This is a genomic window from Agrobacterium sp. LY4, assembly GCF_001526585.1.
Classification (GTDB): Bacteria; Pseudomonadota; Alphaproteobacteria; order Rhizobiales; family Rhizobiaceae; genus Agrobacterium; species Agrobacterium leguminum.
This window is the reverse complement of record NZ_ASYA01000052.1, coordinates 108383-124925: the sequence shown is the minus strand read 5'-3', so window position 1 is coordinate 124925 and position 16543 is coordinate 108383. Positions and strand designations below refer to the sequence as shown.

Here is a 16543-nt window from a genome sequence, read left to right as displayed (position 1 = left end):
GAGAATGCATTTTCTGCATGATCGAAATTGTCTGGATCGATTTTTCGCGAGGCTTCGAAAGGTGAGCAAGGCAATAGTCGACGGAAATCGTGAAATTCACCATGCTTGCGACATACCGCCCACAACCCATGGAGCAGGCATGTGTACCACCTTGATTGTCCCTGGCCTGAATGGTTCGGATGAAGGACATTGGCAGCGGCACTGGTTGCTGGATGATCCCGACTCGCGGCTGGTCGATCAGGACAATTGGCAATGCCCGGTTCTCGAGGACTGGCTCAATCGTCTCGAGGCCGCGCTGGCGACAGTCGAAAACGCTTATATCGTCGCCCACAGCCTCGGTTGCCTGCTGGTGGCGAATATGGCGTCTCGCCCCTCGGCCGCCAAAATCAAGGGCGCGCTTCTGGTCGCGCCCGCCCATCTCGACCGCGTTGAGGCGATGCATCCCTGTATCGTCCGGTTCGGCGCGTTTCCGCAGCAACCGCTTGCGTTTCCCAGCCTCGTCGTGGGCAGCATGAACGATCCCTATATGGATTGCGAAGAGCTCGCGCGCAGTGCGAGCCTGTGGGGGAGCGATCTCATCAATCTCGGCGCCGTCGGACATATCAATATTGCTAGCGGCTACGGACGATGGCCTGAGGGTTATGCTCTTCTCGAACGGTTGAAGGCAGAGGGCGCACCTGCAAAGGCGGTGGCCGGATCGCGACTGCACAGATTGACTGCCCTGGGCGACGCGCATTTTTAGAGAAAGGCCAGGGCTTTCCAGCCGTCCTTGCCGCATGGGATCAGTGCGGGTTGGTTGATCGCTTCTTTTGGTTTTGGCATCGTTTGCAACCATTGAGAGCTTTATTGGTGATTTTTACCGATGGAATTTTGAATTTCGCCTGAAGATTGTTTTTGAGTGGCCGCATTTATTTTCCATAAAAAATATAGAAAAGCATTTCTTCGCTCCGGTCGGTTTTGCCGTCACCTTTCATTGGTCATCAAATCAGGGAAAGGGGTAAGGAAATGTCCAGGATCAAGCTTGCAATGTCGGCTCTCGGCGGATTGTTTTTGTCGACGGTATCGTTGGCAACGGCCGGGGCTTCGGAAGCGCTGGTAACGGCCGACTGGCTGAAGGAAAATCTCGACAATCCGAAAGTTCGGGTCTTTGAAGTCAGCGTCGATACGGGCGTCTATGAGCGCGGGCATATTCCCGGTGCGGTGAACCTCAACTGGCATACGGATCTCGTCGACAAGGAAAAACGCGACATTGCCGCGCGCGACAATTTCCAGTCCCTGCTGCAGAAGGCCGGCGTGGGTGACGATACGACGATCGTTCTATATGGCGATAACAACAACTGGTTTGCCGCCTGGGGGGCGTGGATTTTCGAAACCTACGGTCTGGGCGACCGGGTGAAATTGCTGGATGGCGGCCGCAAGCTCTGGGAAGCGCAGGGACTGCCTTTCGACACATCCGCACCGGCAAAGGCCGAAACGAAACTGAAGCTTGCCGAGCCCGACACCTCGGTCCGGGCGCGCTTTGTGGACGTCGTTGCGGTGGCCGAGGGCAAGCACAACATCAAGCTGGTGGATATCCGCTCGGCGGATGAATATTCCGGCAAGATTTTCGCGCCGGATGGCGTCAAGGAGCTGTCCGTCCGGGCCGGCCACATCCCCGGCGCCGTCAATGTTCCGTGGGGCACAATCGTCAACAAGGATGGAACTTTCAAATCGGCCGAAGAGATCAAGGCGATATATGCCGAGAAGGGCGTCGACGGCTCGGCTCCCATCATCACCTATTGCCGCATCGGCGAGCGTTCCAGCCACACCTGGTTCGCGCTGAAAAAGATCCTCGGTTACGATGTCCGCAACTATGACGGTTCCTGGACCGAGTACGGAAATGCGGTCGGTGTGCCGATCAGCAATCCGACGGGAACGGTCTGGACGGGCAAATAAGCCTTAGCTGTCTTCATCCGTGAGCCGGCGCGTCGGGTGGCGCGCCGGCATCCATTTTTCCGACATTGCCGGTATTCCATGCGCTCGACCCTTTCCCGCCTCGTGGCGCTTGCCATCTTATGTGCCGTGACGGTTGCTGCTTATCGATTGGAGCTGCTTGAGAATGGCAGGCCGCTTGCCTTTTCCCTTCTGGCCGGGGCCGCTTTCGGCATCGTGATGCAGCGCGGACGGTTCTGCTTTCTCTGCAATTTTCGCGATTTCATCGACGGCAGGCGTTCGGACGGTGTTGTGGCTATTCTTGTCGCCCTGCTGGCGGGGGTGGTATTTTACCAGATCGTCACCGCGGCGTGGATGCCGGTGCCGCAACCCGGCCGTCTGCCGCCCAATGCGCATATTGGCCCCGTCGGCTGGATTCTGGCGGTGGCGGCGACCATCTTCGGTTTCGGCGCAGCACTTTCCGGCTCCTGCCTGTCAGGGCATTTTTACCGGCTAGGCGAGGGGGCTTTCGGTTCCGTGCTTGCCATAGTGGGAGCGGGGGTCGGTTTCCTGCTGGCGTTTCTCAGCTGGAATTTTCTTTATACGGTTAGCATTTTCGACGATTGGCCCATCTGGTTGCCGCATCATCTGGGATACGGCCCGGCGCTGCTGATTGCCGGCGCTGTGTTGATCGTTCTGATCCTTCTCGTTCTGTTTTTCGATAAAACCGTCCCCGCTTCTGCGACCGCGGCCCCGGAAAACCGGCTACAACAGGCATTCCGAAGCGTCTTCATCGACCGCTGGCCGCCCGTCGTCACAGGGGTTCTCGTCGCGGCCATCAGCGCCTTTTCCTATTTCCGTGTCGCGCCGCTCGGGGTGACGGCCGAACTCGGCAGCATCGTCAGAACGGCAGGGGCTGCGGCGGGCTGGGTGCCGGAAACGCTTGCGGGGCTCGACACGGTGCGGGGATGCATCAGTGCCGTTAAAACGACGATCCTGTCGCCGAACGGCCTCTTCGTTTCGGGACTGATATTTGCAAGTCTCGCGTCTGCGCTTTCGGCAGGAAAATTTCAGCCCGCATGGCCTTCCGCCGGTGGGTTGGCGACACGGTTTGCCGGTGGCGTGCTGATGGGCTGGGGCGGTATGACCGCGCTTGGCTGCACCATTGGCGTGCTGCTGTCGGGCATCCATGCGGGCGCGCTTTCCGGCTGGGTATTTCTTGTTTTTTGCGGTTTGGGCGCATTTGCCGGCCTTTTTCTCAAGCGCCGGTTTGTCTTGCCGTGAGGCCGGACACCTGAAAATTACCGCCGTCGCCAGATGAAGCGGCGATGGCCCCATTATCGGCGGCCGGAAACGGATTTTTTTCCGCCGCCGCAACCTTAGTCCACATTTGCCGGCGATCCTCCAATTATAGAATAGTAATTTTATGGAAAATATTGACGATTTCGGACGGTCGCCCGAGGATAAGGGGAGTTGAGCAAAGGAGGCGCACATGCCGCAGGGACTTCATGCGTTTACTTTCGATCTGTTCGGTTTGACCCGGCGTCAGCCGCGGGAAGAGGAACAGGTCAGCCTTCATCCTCTGGATCATTCCGGACGCATCAGGCAGGAGAAAAGCGATCTCGAACTCGAACGGGAAGAGATTTGCGAAATGAACTTTGCGATGCTCGGCCTCTATCCGGTCTTCTGACGACCATCATCGAGGGCTCCTTTTCCCTTCGCAGCGCGGTTTATCCGGGAGAGAAACTCTCCTCGCCGGATGGAAATTGGAACAAAATTTCTTAAACGCGCCGGGGAATTGGCTACCCTTTTATCATCAAGCGCATTGCCCGAGGGCAGATTGCAAAGGACCTGCCGATGAGCACATCCGATAAACCACTCGATTTTCTGTGGTTCATACCCACCTCAGGCGATGGCAGCTATCTCGGCTCGGATGATCTTTCGCGTCCTGCCGATCCCGGCTATTTCCGGGAAATAGCCCAGGCCGCCGATCGGCTCGGTTATTCAGGCGTGCTCATCCCCACCGGTGTCGCCTGCGAAGAATCCTTCATCCTTGCGGCCAATCTCGCCGCCTATACCGAAAAGCTGAAATTTCTCGTCGCCATCCGTCCGGGCGTCGCTTCGCCTGCCTATTATGCGCGGCTTGCTTCGACGCTCGATCGCGTTTCCCATGGCCGGCTGCTTCTCAACATCGTGGTTGGCGGCAGCGCGCAGGAATTGGCCGGTGACGGCATTTTCCTGCCGCATGACGAGCGTTACGATCACGCCGATGAGTTCTTCCAGGTGTTCAATTCGCTGATCGAAACCGGCAAGGGAAGCCTCGACGGCAAATATATCAAGGCGGTGGACGCGAAACTCGGGCTGCCGCCGGTGCAGGAACCGCGCCCGCCGCTTTATTTCGGCGGCTCTTCCGATGCCGGAATCGAGTTTTCAGCCGGTATCACCGACAAATATCTCACCTGGGGCGAACCGCCGGCGCAGGTGGCGGAAAAAATCGCCAAGGTGCGCGCCGCCGCCGCCAAAAAGGGGCGCAAGGTTACCTTCGGCATCCGTCTGCATTTCATCGTGCGTGAAACCGACGAGGAAGCATGGGCCGATGCCGAGCGGCTGATCTCGAAGCTCTCCGACGAAACCATCGCATCCGCTCAGGAGGTTTTCTCCAGGGCTTCGGATTCCGTCGGGCAGGCGAGAATGCAGGCGCTGCACAATGGCCGGCGCGACCGGCTTGAAGTCTCTCCGAATTTGTGGGCGGGCATCGGTCTCGTCCGTTCGGGTGCGGGCACGGCGCTGGTCGGTTCGCCGAAGACGGTGGCGGCGCGGCTCAGGGAATATCAGGCGCTGGGCATCGATACCGTCATCGCCTCGGGTTATCCGCATCTGGAGGAAGCCTATCGGCTATCCGAACTGCTGTTTCCGGAAATCGGCCTTGGCGGGCCCCGCAACCAGATACGATCTTCTTTCGGCGCGAAACAGGTTTTCGGTGGCGGCGGTCATGGCGGCAACGTCAAGCTGGTGTCCGGATCCTGATCCATCGACGGGAGGCCACCTGTGCCTCCCACCTTTTCGGCAGATATCCTTGCGGCGGGGCGAAATCGGACGGCGGCACATAAAACATTATTTCTATAGAATATTATCATTATGGAAAACGATGTCTATTTTACCCCCCGCCGCCGCTGCTAGCTATTGAACAATTCAGCTGTTTTCAGGAGCAACCCGATGACATTGCAATATGCGGCCAAGGATCAACAATTCATCAACCTCCGCGACCCGGTCGCCGGCAAGGCTGCGGATGCCGATAGCCTCAAGGCGGCGCTGAGGACGCTGGGCGGCGGTGTCAGCGTGATTACGGCGGGTGAGGGCGACGAACGAACGGGCGCGACCGTGACCTCGGCCACCGCTTTGTCTGTCGATCCGCCGCGCATTCTGGTGGCGCTCAACCGTTCCTCATCCACATGGCCGGTGGTGCAGCGTTTCGGTCATCTCGCCGTCAACATCGTCGGGGCTAACCACCAGTTCGTCGCCAATCAGTTTGCCGGCATCGGCGGCCTGAAAGGCCCGGACCGGTATCGCGGTGCGGAATGGACACGGCTGTCGAGCGGTGCGCCCATTCTCGAAGACGCTGTTGCTGCGATCGATTGCACCATTGAAGAGACGATCGAACGGCACAGCCATGTCATCGTCATCGGTAAGGTGGAGGCGATCCGTATCGGCTCCGGCCATTCGCTGCTCTATCAAAACGGGCGTTATCATTCTCTGGACTGAGCGTCGGTCGTTCGGCGCTTTCACTTTGTCATTCTTTGAGGGAGTTGAGCATGGGATCCGTCACGCCTCTCGGCGAAAGACTTCGTTTCGTTCCTCCACGCCTCGGCGCGGATGTCGATGTGCTGACCGTTGCCCGCACGATCGCCGAAAACTGCGCCGTCGAAAGTCCGGGGCAAATCCATGCGCGGATCGCCCGCTCCGGTCTTCTTGCTCTTTCCGTTCCAACGGAACTCGGCGGGGCGGACATCACCAATGATGTGCTCTCGCAGGCACTCGCCATCATTTCCGCAGCCGATGCGGCGGCGGCGCATGATCTCGTCGAACATTTCACCGCGCTTGAATTCATCAGGAATGCGGGCAGCGAAGACCAGCGCAAGGCGCTTTTCGCCCGTCTCGATCTTGGCGAGACCTTCGCACTGGCAATATCTGCCGCGGATCTGGATCAGGCGGTTACGGTGACGGAAGACGACTACGCCCTGCGGCTTCCCGATGACGTTGCGGGGTCGGTGAGGGGCGACGCGGACTGGATTGTCGTGCCGGCCGTCAACACGGCCGGGCAGCCTTTGCTTGTCGTTCTGCGCAACCGCCCCAATACGTCATGGGAAGGTCTGTTACGCGCCGATCAGGTGGTGTTCCTGGCTCAGGGAGCCGGAAATCTGGCCGTTTCCGTTTCCACCCTTTTGAAAGCCGCCGTGGCACTGGGGCAAAAGCAGCGTGAACTTTCGGCGTTGCTGATCGACAGGCTGGCCGGCGATGGCGCGGCGCGGCCCGTCATAGGCGAAATATTTCTCGCCATCGAACTCCTGAAGGCGCAGATATCCAGCCTTGCGGCCAATATCGATGCGGCGCAGGTGGGAGCGGAAAACGTCACCTTTCGTTCGGTTCGCAACAATGCCATCACGCTTGAAATCCTGATGGCGCGCCTCGGCCTTGTCGAAGGCGTCAGTGAAGCCGGGCTGATCGCGTCGCTGGACGACGATCTGCGCAGGCAATAGGCAAAGCTCGAATGAAGGGCCGTGCGGAATCCTATTCGCCGGCCGGAATGGAGCGGGCGTTCTGCCCGTCCTTCGCCACGAATTGCGCAAGCGTCATATTGTCCAGAATGGTTGCGATGGCGTCACGCACGTCCGTCATCGAAACCCTGACCTGACAGGTCTCCGGATCATCGCAGTCGTCACAGGCTTCAAAGGCCGTGCGGCTTGCACAGCGGATGGGGGCCAGAGGTCCGTCCAGCGTGCGGATGACCTGCCCGATCATGATTTCGGATGGCATTTTCGACAGCGAATAACCGCCATTCGGGCCCTTCTTGGAGCGCAGAATGCCGCTATTGCGCAGCTCCAGAAGAATAGTATCCAGGAATTTTTTCGGGATATTGTTGCGGGCCGCAATTTCGGTCACGAAGGCGGTCTCGCCCTGGGGCAGCCGCGCCAGATCGACAAGAGCCTTTAATCCGTATTTGCCTTTTTTGGTCAACATCGCATGATCCGAAAAGAGAGTCGGCACGTTTTACGGCGCCGGGCCATATTATTCCTAACTTACTAAGTAGTTTTTAGCGAATTCCGGCGCAAGCCCGTTTCGTCCGGGTGTGGCGCGGAAAACGGCTTGTTGCAGCCTTTTTGGGCCATTCCTCCCGCCTTACCGATGGCTTTGTCAGGGCTGACTTCCGAAAACATCACTGAAAACAATATTTTCTCTGATCGCGCTGCAACGTGGAACGATCATCCTTTATTAGAATATAAAATCGGTAGACAAAGTATGCATCAAAGACACGCGAGGTGATGATGTATACGCTCAGTTTGCTGGACAAGAGCCCGGTTCCGACGGGTGAGGACGCGGCGAGTGCGTTCCGCGACACGATCAATCTTGCCAGACGTGCCGAAGAGCTGGGTTACCGCCGTTTCTGGGTGGCCGAACATCACAATTCGCCGGAGCTTGCCGGTTCCGCACCGGAAGCGCTGGTTGCGTGGATATTGGCGAAGACCTCCCACATTCGCGTCGGCTCGGGCGGCGTCATGTTGCAGCACTATAGCCCTTACAAGGTCGCCGAGGTTTTCAACGTGCTGTCGTCGCTCGCGCCCGGCCGGGTCGATCTCGGCATCGGCAAGACACCGGGCGGGTTGCCGCTGGCGACGTCGGCCTTGCAGCAGGCCTATGATCCTGCCCGTAAACCGGATTTCGAAACGGCCTTCAGTGAACTCACCACGTTTCTATCCGGCGCCGCGCCGCAGGACCACGTACAGGCCGGGCTGCGGGCAACACCTGTACCGCCGGTCGCTGCGGAACGATTCCTGCTCGGCGCCAGCCCGGAAAGCGCAAGGCTTGCGGCTTCAAGGGGATGGAATTTCGTCTTTGCCGGCCACCTCAATGGCGATGCGGAGGTTCTTCGCCGCAGCCTCTCGGCTTTCCGGGAAGAAAGCGGCGGAAGCGCTCCGATCCTTGCCCTGTCGGCTTTTGCGGCCAGTGACCCCGCCCATGCTGCGAGACAGGTGGAAGGTCAGCGCATCTACCGGGTATTCCTCAGCGACGGCCGGGCATTCAACCTCGGCCGGCGTGAACAGGCGGAGGAATTCGCCCGCCAGTCCGGCGATACCGATTACCAGATCGAAGAGCGCAAGCCCAACGTCCTGCATGGCGGGCCGGAGGATATTCACAAGGCGCTTCGTGCGCTTTCCGAAGAGCACGGCATCGAGGAATTCATCATCGAGCCGCCGCATGTCGGGGCCGATCAGCGGCTTGCCTCGATAGAACTGCTTGCCACGCATCGCCTTTCCCGGGCGGCGTAATTTTCTCTGAGGAGGGAATGACATGACGAGAAAGAAAATCCGTTTCGGCATCATGCTTCAGGGCCCCGGCGGGCACATGAATGCCTGGCGGCACCCCAAAAGCCCGGTGGATGCCAGCGTCAATTTCGACTTCTTCAGGAAGACCGCGCTGAAGGCGGAAGCGGCGGGCATCGCCTTCGCTTTCGTGGCGGATGGGCTCTATATCAATGACAAGTCGATCCCGCATTTCCTCAACCGGTTCGAGCCGCTGACGATCCTTTCGGCGCTCGCCTCCGTGACCTCGAAGATCGGTCTCGCCGGCACCGTTTCGACCTCCTATAGCGACCCCTTCACCATTGCCCGCCAGTTCGCCTCGCTCGACCTCCTGAGCGGCGGCCGCGCCGGGTGGAATGCCGTGACGACGCCGCTCGAAGGTACGGCGAAGAATTACAGCCGCAACCACCCCGAACATGCGCTGCGTTACGAGATTGCCGACGAATATCTCGAAGTGATCAAGGGCCTGTGGGATAGCTGGGACGACGACGCTTTCCTGCGCAACCGCGAGACGGGACAGTTCTTCGACCGCGCCAAACTCCACACGCTCGGCCATAAGGGCCGTTTCTTCCAGGTGGAAGGCCCGCTCAATATCCAGCGTTCGCCGCAGGGGCAGCCGGTCGTGTTCCAGGCCGGCTCCTCCGATGCCGGCATCGGTCTTGCGGGCAAACATGCGGATGCGGTCTTCACCAATTCCGCTTCGCTTGAGGAAAACCAGACTTTCCTCAAGCGTGTGAAACAGAGCGCCGTCGCGCAGGGCAGGTCGGCTGCCGATGTGAAGATTTTCCCCGGCATCGGCCCGATTGTCGGCGAGACGCAGGAGGAAGCGGAGGCGAAATACGACGTCATTCGCAACCTCATCACCATCGAGGATGCGCTGGCCTATCTCGGCCGTTTCTTCGATCATCATGATTTCAGCGTCTATGCGCTGGATGAGCCTTTCCCCGAACTCGGCGAGATCGGCAAGAACAGTTTCCGCTCCACGACCGACCGCATCAAGCGGCGCGCCAAGGAAAAGAACCAGACGCTGCGCGAGGCGGCGCTGGAGGCAGCGACCCCGCGCGAAGGTTTCATCGGCACCCCGGACAAGGTGGCTGACGAAATCATCCGCTGGGTGGAGCACGATGCGGCCGATGGCTTCATTCTGGGCTTCCCGGTGATTGCCGAGGGACTGGACGATTTCATCCGCCTCGTCATCCCGGTGCTGCAACGGCGCGGTTATTTCGATCCGCATCTGGAAGGGGCGACGCTGCGCGACCATCTCGGCCTGCCTTTCAGGGAAAGCGTCTATTCCCGCCGCGAAAACGGGTCGGACAAGGCCATCGCCTGAGCTTGCAGCCGGGCGGAGACGATTGCCGTCCGGTTCAGATTTCAAGACGCGGCGCGTAGCGAGCCGCGCAGGAGACAGAACCATGAATATCCGCATTGACGGCGCGCGTCCGCAGGACGACGCCGAACGGGGAATCCTTGCCTTCATCGACGAGAGCATCGCCATCCGGCATGATCTCCACCGGCATCCCGAGCTTTCGCTCAAGGAAAAACGCACGGCGGCGCTCATCGCCCGCTATCTCTTGTCGTTCGGATATGAGGTGACGGAAGGTGTCGGCGGCCACGGCGTTGTCGCCACGTTGAAACGCGGTCATGGCGACAAGCGCGTCGGCATTCGCGCCGATATCGACGCCCTGCCGATTGTCGAGGAAACCGGCCTTGCCTATGCCAGCCAGACGCAGGGCGTCATGCATGCCTGCGGTCACGATGGCCATACGACGATCCTGCTTGCCGCCGCCCGGTATCTTGCCGAAACATCGAATTTTTCCGGCACGCTGACGCTGATCTTCCAGCCGGCCGAGGAGATCGGCGCCGGGGCAAGGGCGATGATAAAGGACCGGCTTTTCGAGCGGTTTTCGGTCGATGCCGTCTTCGGGCTGCATAATTGGCCGGGTGTCGACACCGGGCAGTTCGGTTTCGTCGAAGGCCCCGCCATGGCCTCCGTCGACAAGGCGAAGGTGCGGATTGTCGGCAAGGGCGGGCATGGCGCCGCGCCGCATGAGACGGTCGATCCGGTTCTCGCCTCGGCAAGCTTCGTCACCGCCCTGCAGAGCATCGTTTCGCGCAATGTCGATCCGCGCGAGATGGCGGTGCTGACGGTCGGTTCCATCCATGGCGGAACCGCCTCCAACGTCATTCCCGAGAGCGTCGAGCTTCAGATCACCGCCCGGGCTTTTTCGCCTGCCGTGCGTGAGAGGCTGGAGGAGCGGCTTCCGGCGCTGGCCAAAGCGCAGGCCGAGAGCTTCGGCGCGCAGGCCGAGGTCGCCTATTCCCGCGGTTTCCCGCCGGTCATCAACCATACCCCTCAGACGGTCTTCGCCCGCGATGTCGCCAAACGGCATTTCGCCGCCGGGCAGATCGCCGAAGCGTTCCAGCCGCGCACGGCGAGTGAGGATTTCGCCTTCATGCTGCAGGAGCGGCCCGGCTCTTATCTCTTCATCGGCAATGGCGACAGCGCGCCGCTGCACAGCCCCCACTACGATTTTAACGACGCGATCATCGCGCCGGCAGCACGCTTCTGGGTGCGGCTGGCGGAAGCCTATCTCTCCTGACGCGAAAATTAGGACAAGGACATGAGCGACAGTTTTTTCTACACATCGGTCAAGGATCCGCTCGCAACCCCGCTTCTGGAGGAGTTGCTGTTCGAATATGACAGCCGTTACGGCACGTTCTTCAATGCGGAAGGGGCCAAGGCGGAACTGAACAAATATCCGCCGGAAGCCTTCAGCCCACCATCGGGCAATTTCCTGCTGCTCCTGCGCGACGGCAAAGCGATCGCCGGCGGCGCCTTCATGCGCTACGATGACGAAACGGCGGAATTCAAACGGGTCTGGACCCATTCCGCCCATCGCCGGCAGGGGCTTGCGAAAATCGTGCTCCGGGAACTGGAGCAGCAGGCGATCCGGCAGGGTTATGCCCGCGTTTATCTGACCACCGGCTTCCGCCAGCCGGAAGCGGTCGGTCTTTATCTCACCAATGGTTATCGCGCTTTGTTCGATACCGCGGCCGATCCCGAGACGATCCGGTCGTTGCCCTTTGAAAAATTTCTTTCCGACACGGCCACCTCCATCCCGGATGGCGCGCCGATACAGGCCGTCCGGCCGCAACTTTCACCGGCTCATCCCTGAAAGGCTTTCTCCGATGACAATAGCCTCCGATTTTCCGCATGTTGCGGTGAGCGAACAGAAGGGTGAGCCGGCCAGGCACGGCTACGCGCATTTTCGCGTCGTCCCCGCCCGTTATCCGCTGCGCACGGCGGGCACCGTGCTTGCAGTTCTCATCATTGCGGCCATCCTGCATTCCGTCTTCGGCAATCCCCGCTGGGGCTGGAACGTGTTTGCGGAATGGTTCTTTGCCGAACCGGTGCTTGTGGGGCTCGGCCGAACGCTGCTGCTGACCGTGCTTGGCGCTTTTCTGGGTTTCGTGCTCGGCACGGTTCTGGCGCTCGCCCGTGTTTCGGGTTCGCCCCTGCTTGTCGCGATCTCCTGGACCTATATCTGGATATTCCGTTCCATTCCGCTGATCGTACTTTTGCTGATCCTCAACAATCTCGGTTATCTCTACGAGACCGTGACGATCGGCGTGCCCTATACCGGCATCAATTTCTTCAGCTGGAATACGACACAGCTCATGACACCCTTTGCCGCAGCGGTTCTGGGGCTGACATTGCATGCCGCCGCTTTCTCATCGGAAATCGTGCGTGGCGGCATCCTCTCGGTGGAGCAGGGTCAGCTCGAAGCGGCGGCCTCCCTCGGCCTGCCGCGCCGCCGACAGTTTTCGCGGATCGTGCTGCCGCAGGCGATGCGGACCATTCTGCCCAATGGTTTCAACGAGATCATCCTGCTCGCAAAGGGCACGTCGCAGGTCTATATCCTCGCTCTGCCGGAGCTGTTCTATACGATCCAGATCATCTATCGCCGCAATCTGGAAGTGATCCCGCTGCTGATGGTCGCCACCGTCTGGTATCTGGTGATCCTGACCGCGCTTTCCATCGTTCAGCACCACATCGAACGGCACTTCTCGCGCGGCGCGTTGCGCAATCCGCCGCCCTCGCTGTTTGTCACGCTCTATCGCACCTTCCTGCCGCGCAAGCCTTTGCCGGAAGCGGTGGAGACGCCAGCGCCCGCCATTGAAAGACCTGAACGACCGGCCGCCGCCAGGACGGGAAGTTTCCAGCTCGGCAATCGTGGCGGCTCGGTCAATATCCACGGCGTTTCCAAGTCCTTCGGAACCCTGAAAGTGCTGGACGATGTCACGCTCTCCATTCCGGCGGGCAGCGTCACCACCATTCTTGGCCAGTCCGGCTCCGGCAAGTCCACACTGCTGCGCTCCATCAACCATCTGGAGCGTGTCGACGACGGCTTCATCGCCATCGACGGTGAACTGGTCGGATATCGCCAGAAAGGCGACACGCTTTATGAGCTGAAGGAAAAGGACATTCTGAAGCGCCGCGTCGAAGTGGGCATGGTGTTCCAGAGCTTCAATCTGTTCCCGCATCTGACGGCGCTTGAAAACATCGCCGAAGCGCCGGTCGTGGTTCGCGGCATATCGAAAGAACAGGCGGAAGCCGAGGCGCGCGATCTTCTGGCCCGCGTCGGTCTGGCCGAAAAGGCCGGCGCTTACCCCCGCCAGCTTTCCGGCGGGCAGCAGCAACGTGTGGCGATTGCCCGGGCTCTGGCGCTACGGCCGAAGGTGCTGCTCTTCGACGAGCCGACATCCGCGCTCGACCCGGAGCTGGTCAATGAGGTGCTGGATGTCATCAAGGAGCTGTCCCGCTCCGGCGTCACCCTCATCATCGTCACTCACGAAATCGGCTTTGCCCGCGAAGTCTCCGACAGGGTCGTCTTCATGGAACAGGGCCGCATTCTCGAAACGGGCACGCCGGAAAAGGTGTTCAACAAGCCGGACCACCCGCGCACGGCCGAATTTCTCGCAAAAGTTCTCTAATCAACAACAAAGGAAACACTCACATGGCATTTTCATCGAAATTATTGTCCCTGCTTGCCGGCGGTCTTTTCACCGCCACCGCTGCGCTCATCCCGGCCGCGCATGCGCAGGAGGTTGACCTGTCGCCCGAGCAGAAGGGACGGGTGCGCGCCGAAAAGGTGGAAGAGGCAATCAAGCTTCTGCCCGCCGGCCACAAATTCATCGCCGACGGAAAGCTGACGGTTGCGACCGTTCCCTTCCGCCTGCCGCTGGTGGATTATGCGAGCGACACGAAAACGCCGATCGGCGTGGAGCCGGATATCGCCCAGCTGGTCGCCGACAGCCTTGGCCTTGAGCTGCAGCTTGTTCCGATCGCCTGGGCGGACTGGCCGCTCGGTCTTGCATCCGGCAAATATGACGCCGTTACTTCCAACATCACGGTGACGGAAGCCCGCAAGGAAAAGTTCGATTTTTCCAGTTACCGCAACGATCTGCTCGGCTTCTATGTCGGCAATAACAGCAAGGTCACATCAATCGGCAAGCCGGAGGATGTCGCAGGGCTGAAGGTCATCGTCGGGGCCGCCACCAATCAGGAGCAGATCCTGCTGAAATGGATCAAGGACAACAAGGCGAAGGGACTGGCGGATACCGAGGTGCAATATTACGACGATCAGGCCGTGCTTGACGTCGCCCTGCAATCCGGCCGTGCGGATGCCTATCTCGGCCCCAACGCGACCTCTGCTTTCCAGGCGGCAAGCCAGAAGAAGACGAAGCTTGTCGGCACCTTCTCCGGCGGCTGGCCGGAAGCGGCCGAGATCGCCGTCGCTTCGAAAAAGGACGCAGGCATAGCCGAGGCCATCACCGCCGCGCTGAACGCCCAGATCAAGAACGGCAATTACGGCAAGGTTCTTGCCCGCTGGAATCTCGGTTCCGAAGCCATCACCGAATCCCGCACCAATCCGCCCGGCCTGCCCAAGAGCTGAGGCCAGATTTTCCAAAGGTTGAGTTGCCAAAAGCTGAGTTGCCAAAAAGCTGAGTTGAAGGTGGGACATCACTCAGCCGGTGGCGCGGGCATCCTCCCGCTCGCGCCACCTCCGTCCCGCAATCATCCTATCGGGAAACCACAATGACCTTCACCTCTCGTCTCGCCACCGCCACGCTCGGCGCATTTTTCTCCATCGTCGGTCTTGGGTCGGCTTTCGCAACCGATGTCTTCGACCTGTCGCCGGATCAGCCCGGCCGCATCCGGGTCGAAAAAGACCCCGGCGCAATTGCCGCCGTTCCGAAGGATTTCAAATTCGTCACGCCGGGCAAACTCACGGTCGCGGTCGCACCCGGCGGACCGCCGCTCGCGACCTATGCGACGGATGCAAAAACGGTGGTCGGCGCAGATCCCGATTATGCGCTTGCGGTAGCCGACAGCCTCGGCTTGGAGCTGGAACTGGTGGCGGTCGCCTGGGCGGACTGGCCGCTGGGGCTTGCCTCCGGCAAATACGATGCGGTGATCTCGAATGTGGGCGTTACCGAGCAGCGCAAGGAGAAGTTCGATTTCTCCACCTATCGTCAGGGCCTGCACGGATTTTTCGTCAAGGCAGACAGCGGCATAACCGCCATCCGCGAGCCGAAGGACGCGGCCGGCCTGAGGATCATCGTCGGCGCCGGCACCAATCAGGAGCGCATTCTGCTGAAATGGAGCGACGAGAACGTTGCCGCCGGATTGAAGCCGATTGAGCTGCAATATTACGATGATGAAGCGACCCGGCTTGTGGCCCTTTCAGCGGGGCGGGCGGATGTGATTGTCCAGCCGCATGCGCAGCTGGTCTTCATCGCCGCGCGCGACAAGACAATCAAGCGTGTCGGCACGCTCTCGGCCGGCTGGCCGGAGCGTTCCGATGTCGCCATCACCACCCGCAAGGGATCGGGACTGGCCGATGCGCTGACGCTTGCCACCAACGATCTGATCAAGAGCGGCGCTTACGCGAAGATATTGGATCGCTGGCAGCTATCGGAAGAAGCCCTGCCGGAATCGCGGACCAACCCGCCCGGCCTGCCGAAAAGCTGATCGTTCGAACACATGCGGCGGACTGCAATACCCGCAGGCTCAGGCCTTGCGGGTATTGTTTTGTCCGTCAATTCTGCGCGGGAAGGGCGCGAAAGAGCTTTCGCAATTCACCGACGAAGGGTTTGAAGAAGCGCGAGAGCGGCCGGGCCGTGTTGGTGGAAACGGCGACATTCATCGTCACTTCAGGCATGAACGGGCGCACCGTCACTCCCTCGAAACTGTTCCAGCGCACCAGGCCGTCGACAAGGGCGATGCCGATGCCGCCGCGTACCAGCGGCACGGCACCGACCGATGAGGTGACCTGCACCGAGACATCCCGCACAAGCCCGTCGCGTTCGAAGACCTCGTTCAGCTGCGGGCCGATCTCGTCCGCATGGTTGCCGTAGGAAATCAGCGGCCTGCCGGCGAGGTCGCGGGGCGTCACCGTCATCATTTCGGCCAGGGGATCATCGTGCCGTATCACCGCCACGACCGGTACGGAGGCGAGAATTTCGCTGCGCACCGTCGGCGCCTGAATGGTGGAGAGCGTTACCGCAAAATCGATGTCTCCCAGCAGCAATTGTTCGGCAATCTCTTTTTTGGGCAGGGCGTTGAGATGGATTTTGACCGTCGGATGCGCCTGCCGGAAGGCAAGCAGCGCCTCGGGCAGCACGGAATAGGTGACCGGCAGGCTGGCGCCGATGCGCAGAAGGCCGAGCTTGCGCTCGCCAATGGTGCGCGTCAGCTTTTTCAGAACTTCAAGTTCGCGAAAAACCCGGTCGGCATCCTCATAGATCAGATGTGCTTCCATCGTCGGCACCAGCCGCCCGCCAATGCGCTCGAACAGCTTGTAACCCAGTTGGCTTTCCAGATGGTGCAGCACCTTGCTGACGCCGGGCTGGGAAACGGCAAGCGAATTGGCGGCCGCCGTCACGGAGCCGTCGCGCATGATGGCGCGGAAAATTTCAAGCTGTCGGGCGTTCATGGAAACCTCCGGCGTCATCTCTTCCATAACCCAAGGTTCTGTTCAAGCGACCAT

The 16543-nt window shown here is 60.2% G+C and carries 16 protein-coding genes; 14 read left to right on the top strand and 2 right to left on the bottom strand.

The window, feature by feature from the left end; translation table 11 throughout:
* The first annotated feature begins 139 nt into the window (after positions 1 to 139).
* The 7 genes from L904_RS24030 (at position 140) to L904_RS24000 (ending at position 6668) form a co-directional block, all read left to right on the top strand.
* Positions 140 to 742, top strand: coding sequence for an alpha/beta hydrolase (locus L904_RS24030; protein WP_020808885.1), 603 nt, complete (start codon positions 140 to 142; stop codon positions 740 to 742).
* 263 nt (positions 743 to 1005) lie between these two features.
* Positions 1006 to 1935 (top strand): sulfurtransferase, encoded by a 930-nt coding sequence (locus L904_RS24025; protein WP_020808884.1) that lies wholly within the window; start codon positions 1006 to 1008, stop codon positions 1933 to 1935.
* 78 nt (positions 1936 to 2013) lie between these two features.
* On the top strand, positions 2014 to 3195 hold the full coding sequence (locus tag L904_RS24020; protein WP_020808883.1) for a YeeE/YedE family protein: 1182 nt from the start codon (positions 2014 to 2016) through the stop codon (positions 3193 to 3195).
* 208 nt (positions 3196 to 3403) lie between these two features.
* Positions 3404 to 3601 (top strand): hypothetical protein, encoded by a 198-nt coding sequence (locus tag L904_RS28245; RefSeq protein WP_003524684.1) that lies wholly within the window; start codon positions 3404 to 3406, stop codon positions 3599 to 3601.
* A gap of 167 nt (positions 3602 to 3768) precedes the next feature.
* Positions 3769 to 4938 (top strand): FMNH2-dependent alkanesulfonate monooxygenase, encoded by a 1170-nt coding sequence (gene ssuD, locus L904_RS24010; protein ID WP_020808882.1) that lies wholly within the window; start codon positions 3769 to 3771, stop codon positions 4936 to 4938.
* 189 nt (positions 4939 to 5127) lie between these two features.
* Complete coding sequence (locus L904_RS24005) at positions 5128 to 5673, top strand: flavin reductase family protein (protein WP_003524682.1); 546 nt, start codon at positions 5128 to 5130, stop codon at positions 5671 to 5673.
* 50 nt (positions 5674 to 5723) lie between these two features.
* Positions 5724 to 6668, top strand: coding sequence for an acyl-CoA dehydrogenase family protein (locus L904_RS24000; RefSeq protein ID WP_020808881.1), 945 nt, complete (start codon positions 5724 to 5726; stop codon positions 6666 to 6668).
* Positions 6669 to 6699: 31 nt separating this feature from the next.
* Here the strand turns inward: L904_RS24000 and L904_RS23995 are convergent, their stop codons facing one another.
* Positions 6700 to 7149, bottom strand: coding sequence for an Rrf2 family transcriptional regulator (locus L904_RS23995; protein ID WP_003524680.1), 450 nt, complete (start codon positions 7147 to 7149; stop codon positions 6700 to 6702).
* 302 nt (positions 7150 to 7451) lie between these two features.
* On the opposite strand from L904_RS23995, the gene L904_RS23990 reads away from it, so the two are divergent.
* The 7 genes from L904_RS23990 to L904_RS23955 all read left to right on the top strand — a co-directional run bounded on the left by L904_RS23990 (position 7452) and on the right by L904_RS23955 (position 15525).
* Entirely contained in the window at positions 7452 to 8456 is a 1005-nt protein-coding gene (locus L904_RS23990) for an LLM class flavin-dependent oxidoreductase (RefSeq protein ID WP_031233424.1), read from the top strand.
* Between the two features lie 22 nt (positions 8457 to 8478).
* Positions 8479 to 9819 carry an LLM class flavin-dependent oxidoreductase gene (locus L904_RS23985; protein ID WP_035264208.1) on the top strand — a complete coding sequence of 447 codons (1341 nt, stop codon included), beginning with the start codon at positions 8479 to 8481 and terminating at the stop codon, positions 9817 to 9819.
* A gap of 82 nt (positions 9820 to 9901) precedes the next feature.
* Positions 9902 to 11089 carry a M20 aminoacylase family protein gene (locus L904_RS23980; RefSeq protein WP_020809912.1) on the top strand — a complete coding sequence of 396 codons (1188 nt, stop codon included), beginning with the start codon at positions 9902 to 9904 and terminating at the stop codon, positions 11087 to 11089.
* A 21-nt stretch (positions 11090 to 11110) separates the two neighbouring features.
* Positions 11111 to 11665, top strand: a complete 555-nt coding sequence (locus tag L904_RS23975; RefSeq protein WP_020809913.1) for a GNAT family N-acetyltransferase — start codon at positions 11111 to 11113, stop codon at positions 11663 to 11665.
* Positions 11666 to 11678: 13 nt separating this feature from the next.
* Positions 11679 to 13484 carry an amino acid ABC transporter permease/ATP-binding protein gene (locus tag L904_RS28565; RefSeq protein WP_020809914.1) on the top strand — a complete coding sequence of 602 codons (1806 nt, stop codon included), beginning with the start codon at positions 11679 to 11681 and terminating at the stop codon, positions 13482 to 13484.
* A 23-nt stretch (positions 13485 to 13507) separates the two neighbouring features.
* The gene (locus tag L904_RS23960) at positions 13508 to 14446 is read left to right on the top strand and encodes an ABC transporter substrate-binding protein (RefSeq protein ID WP_020809915.1); all 939 of its coding nucleotides are present in this window, start codon (positions 13508 to 13510) and stop codon (positions 14444 to 14446) included.
* A gap of 143 nt (positions 14447 to 14589) precedes the next feature.
* The gene (locus L904_RS23955) at positions 14590 to 15525 is read left to right on the top strand and encodes an ABC transporter substrate-binding protein (protein WP_020809916.1); all 936 of its coding nucleotides are present in this window, start codon (positions 14590 to 14592) and stop codon (positions 15523 to 15525) included.
* Positions 15526 to 15592: 67 nt separating this feature from the next.
* Here the strand turns inward: L904_RS23955 and L904_RS23950 are convergent, their stop codons facing one another.
* A complete protein-coding gene (locus tag L904_RS23950; RefSeq protein WP_020809917.1) occupies positions 15593 to 16516 on the bottom strand; it encodes a LysR family transcriptional regulator in 924 nt (307 codons plus the stop codon).
* Positions 16517 to 16543 lie beyond the last annotated feature (27 nt).

Coding starts and splice junctions, on each gene's coding strand:
- L904_RS24020 (WP_020808883.1), top strand. CDS start 2,014: ATGCGCTCGACCCTTTCCCGCCTCGTGGCGCTTGCCATCTTATGTGCC.
- L904_RS23990 (WP_031233424.1), top strand. CDS start 7,452: ATGATGTATACGCTCAGTTTGCTGGACAAGAGCCCGGTTCCGACGGGT.
- L904_RS23955 (WP_020809916.1), top strand. CDS start 14,590: ATGACCTTCACCTCTCGTCTCGCCACCGCCACGCTCGGCGCATTTTTC.
- L904_RS23985 (WP_035264208.1), top strand. CDS start 8,479: ATGACGAGAAAGAAAATCCGTTTCGGCATCATGCTTCAGGGCCCCGGC.
- L904_RS24005 (WP_003524682.1), top strand. CDS start 5,128: ATGACATTGCAATATGCGGCCAAGGATCAACAATTCATCAACCTCCGC.
- L904_RS24025 (WP_020808884.1), top strand. CDS start 1,006: ATGTCCAGGATCAAGCTTGCAATGTCGGCTCTCGGCGGATTGTTTTTG.
- L904_RS23975 (WP_020809913.1), top strand. CDS start 11,111: ATGAGCGACAGTTTTTTCTACACATCGGTCAAGGATCCGCTCGCAACC.
- ssuD (WP_020808882.1), top strand. CDS start 3,769: ATGAGCACATCCGATAAACCACTCGATTTTCTGTGGTTCATACCCACC.
- L904_RS28245 (WP_003524684.1), top strand. CDS start 3,404: ATGCCGCAGGGACTTCATGCGTTTACTTTCGATCTGTTCGGTTTGACC.
- L904_RS24030 (WP_020808885.1), top strand. CDS start 140: ATGTGTACCACCTTGATTGTCCCTGGCCTGAATGGTTCGGATGAAGGA.
- L904_RS23950 (WP_020809917.1), bottom strand. CDS start 16,516: ATGGAAGAGATGACGCCGGAGGTTTCCATGAACGCCCGACAGCTTGAA.
- L904_RS23960 (WP_020809915.1), top strand. CDS start 13,508: ATGGCATTTTCATCGAAATTATTGTCCCTGCTTGCCGGCGGTCTTTTC.
- L904_RS28565 (WP_020809914.1), top strand. CDS start 11,679: ATGACAATAGCCTCCGATTTTCCGCATGTTGCGGTGAGCGAACAGAAG.
- L904_RS23995 (WP_003524680.1), bottom strand. CDS start 7,149: ATGTTGACCAAAAAAGGCAAATACGGATTAAAGGCTCTTGTCGATCTG.
- L904_RS24000 (WP_020808881.1), top strand. CDS start 5,724: ATGGGATCCGTCACGCCTCTCGGCGAAAGACTTCGTTTCGTTCCTCCA.
- L904_RS23980 (WP_020809912.1), top strand. CDS start 9,902: ATGAATATCCGCATTGACGGCGCGCGTCCGCAGGACGACGCCGAACGG.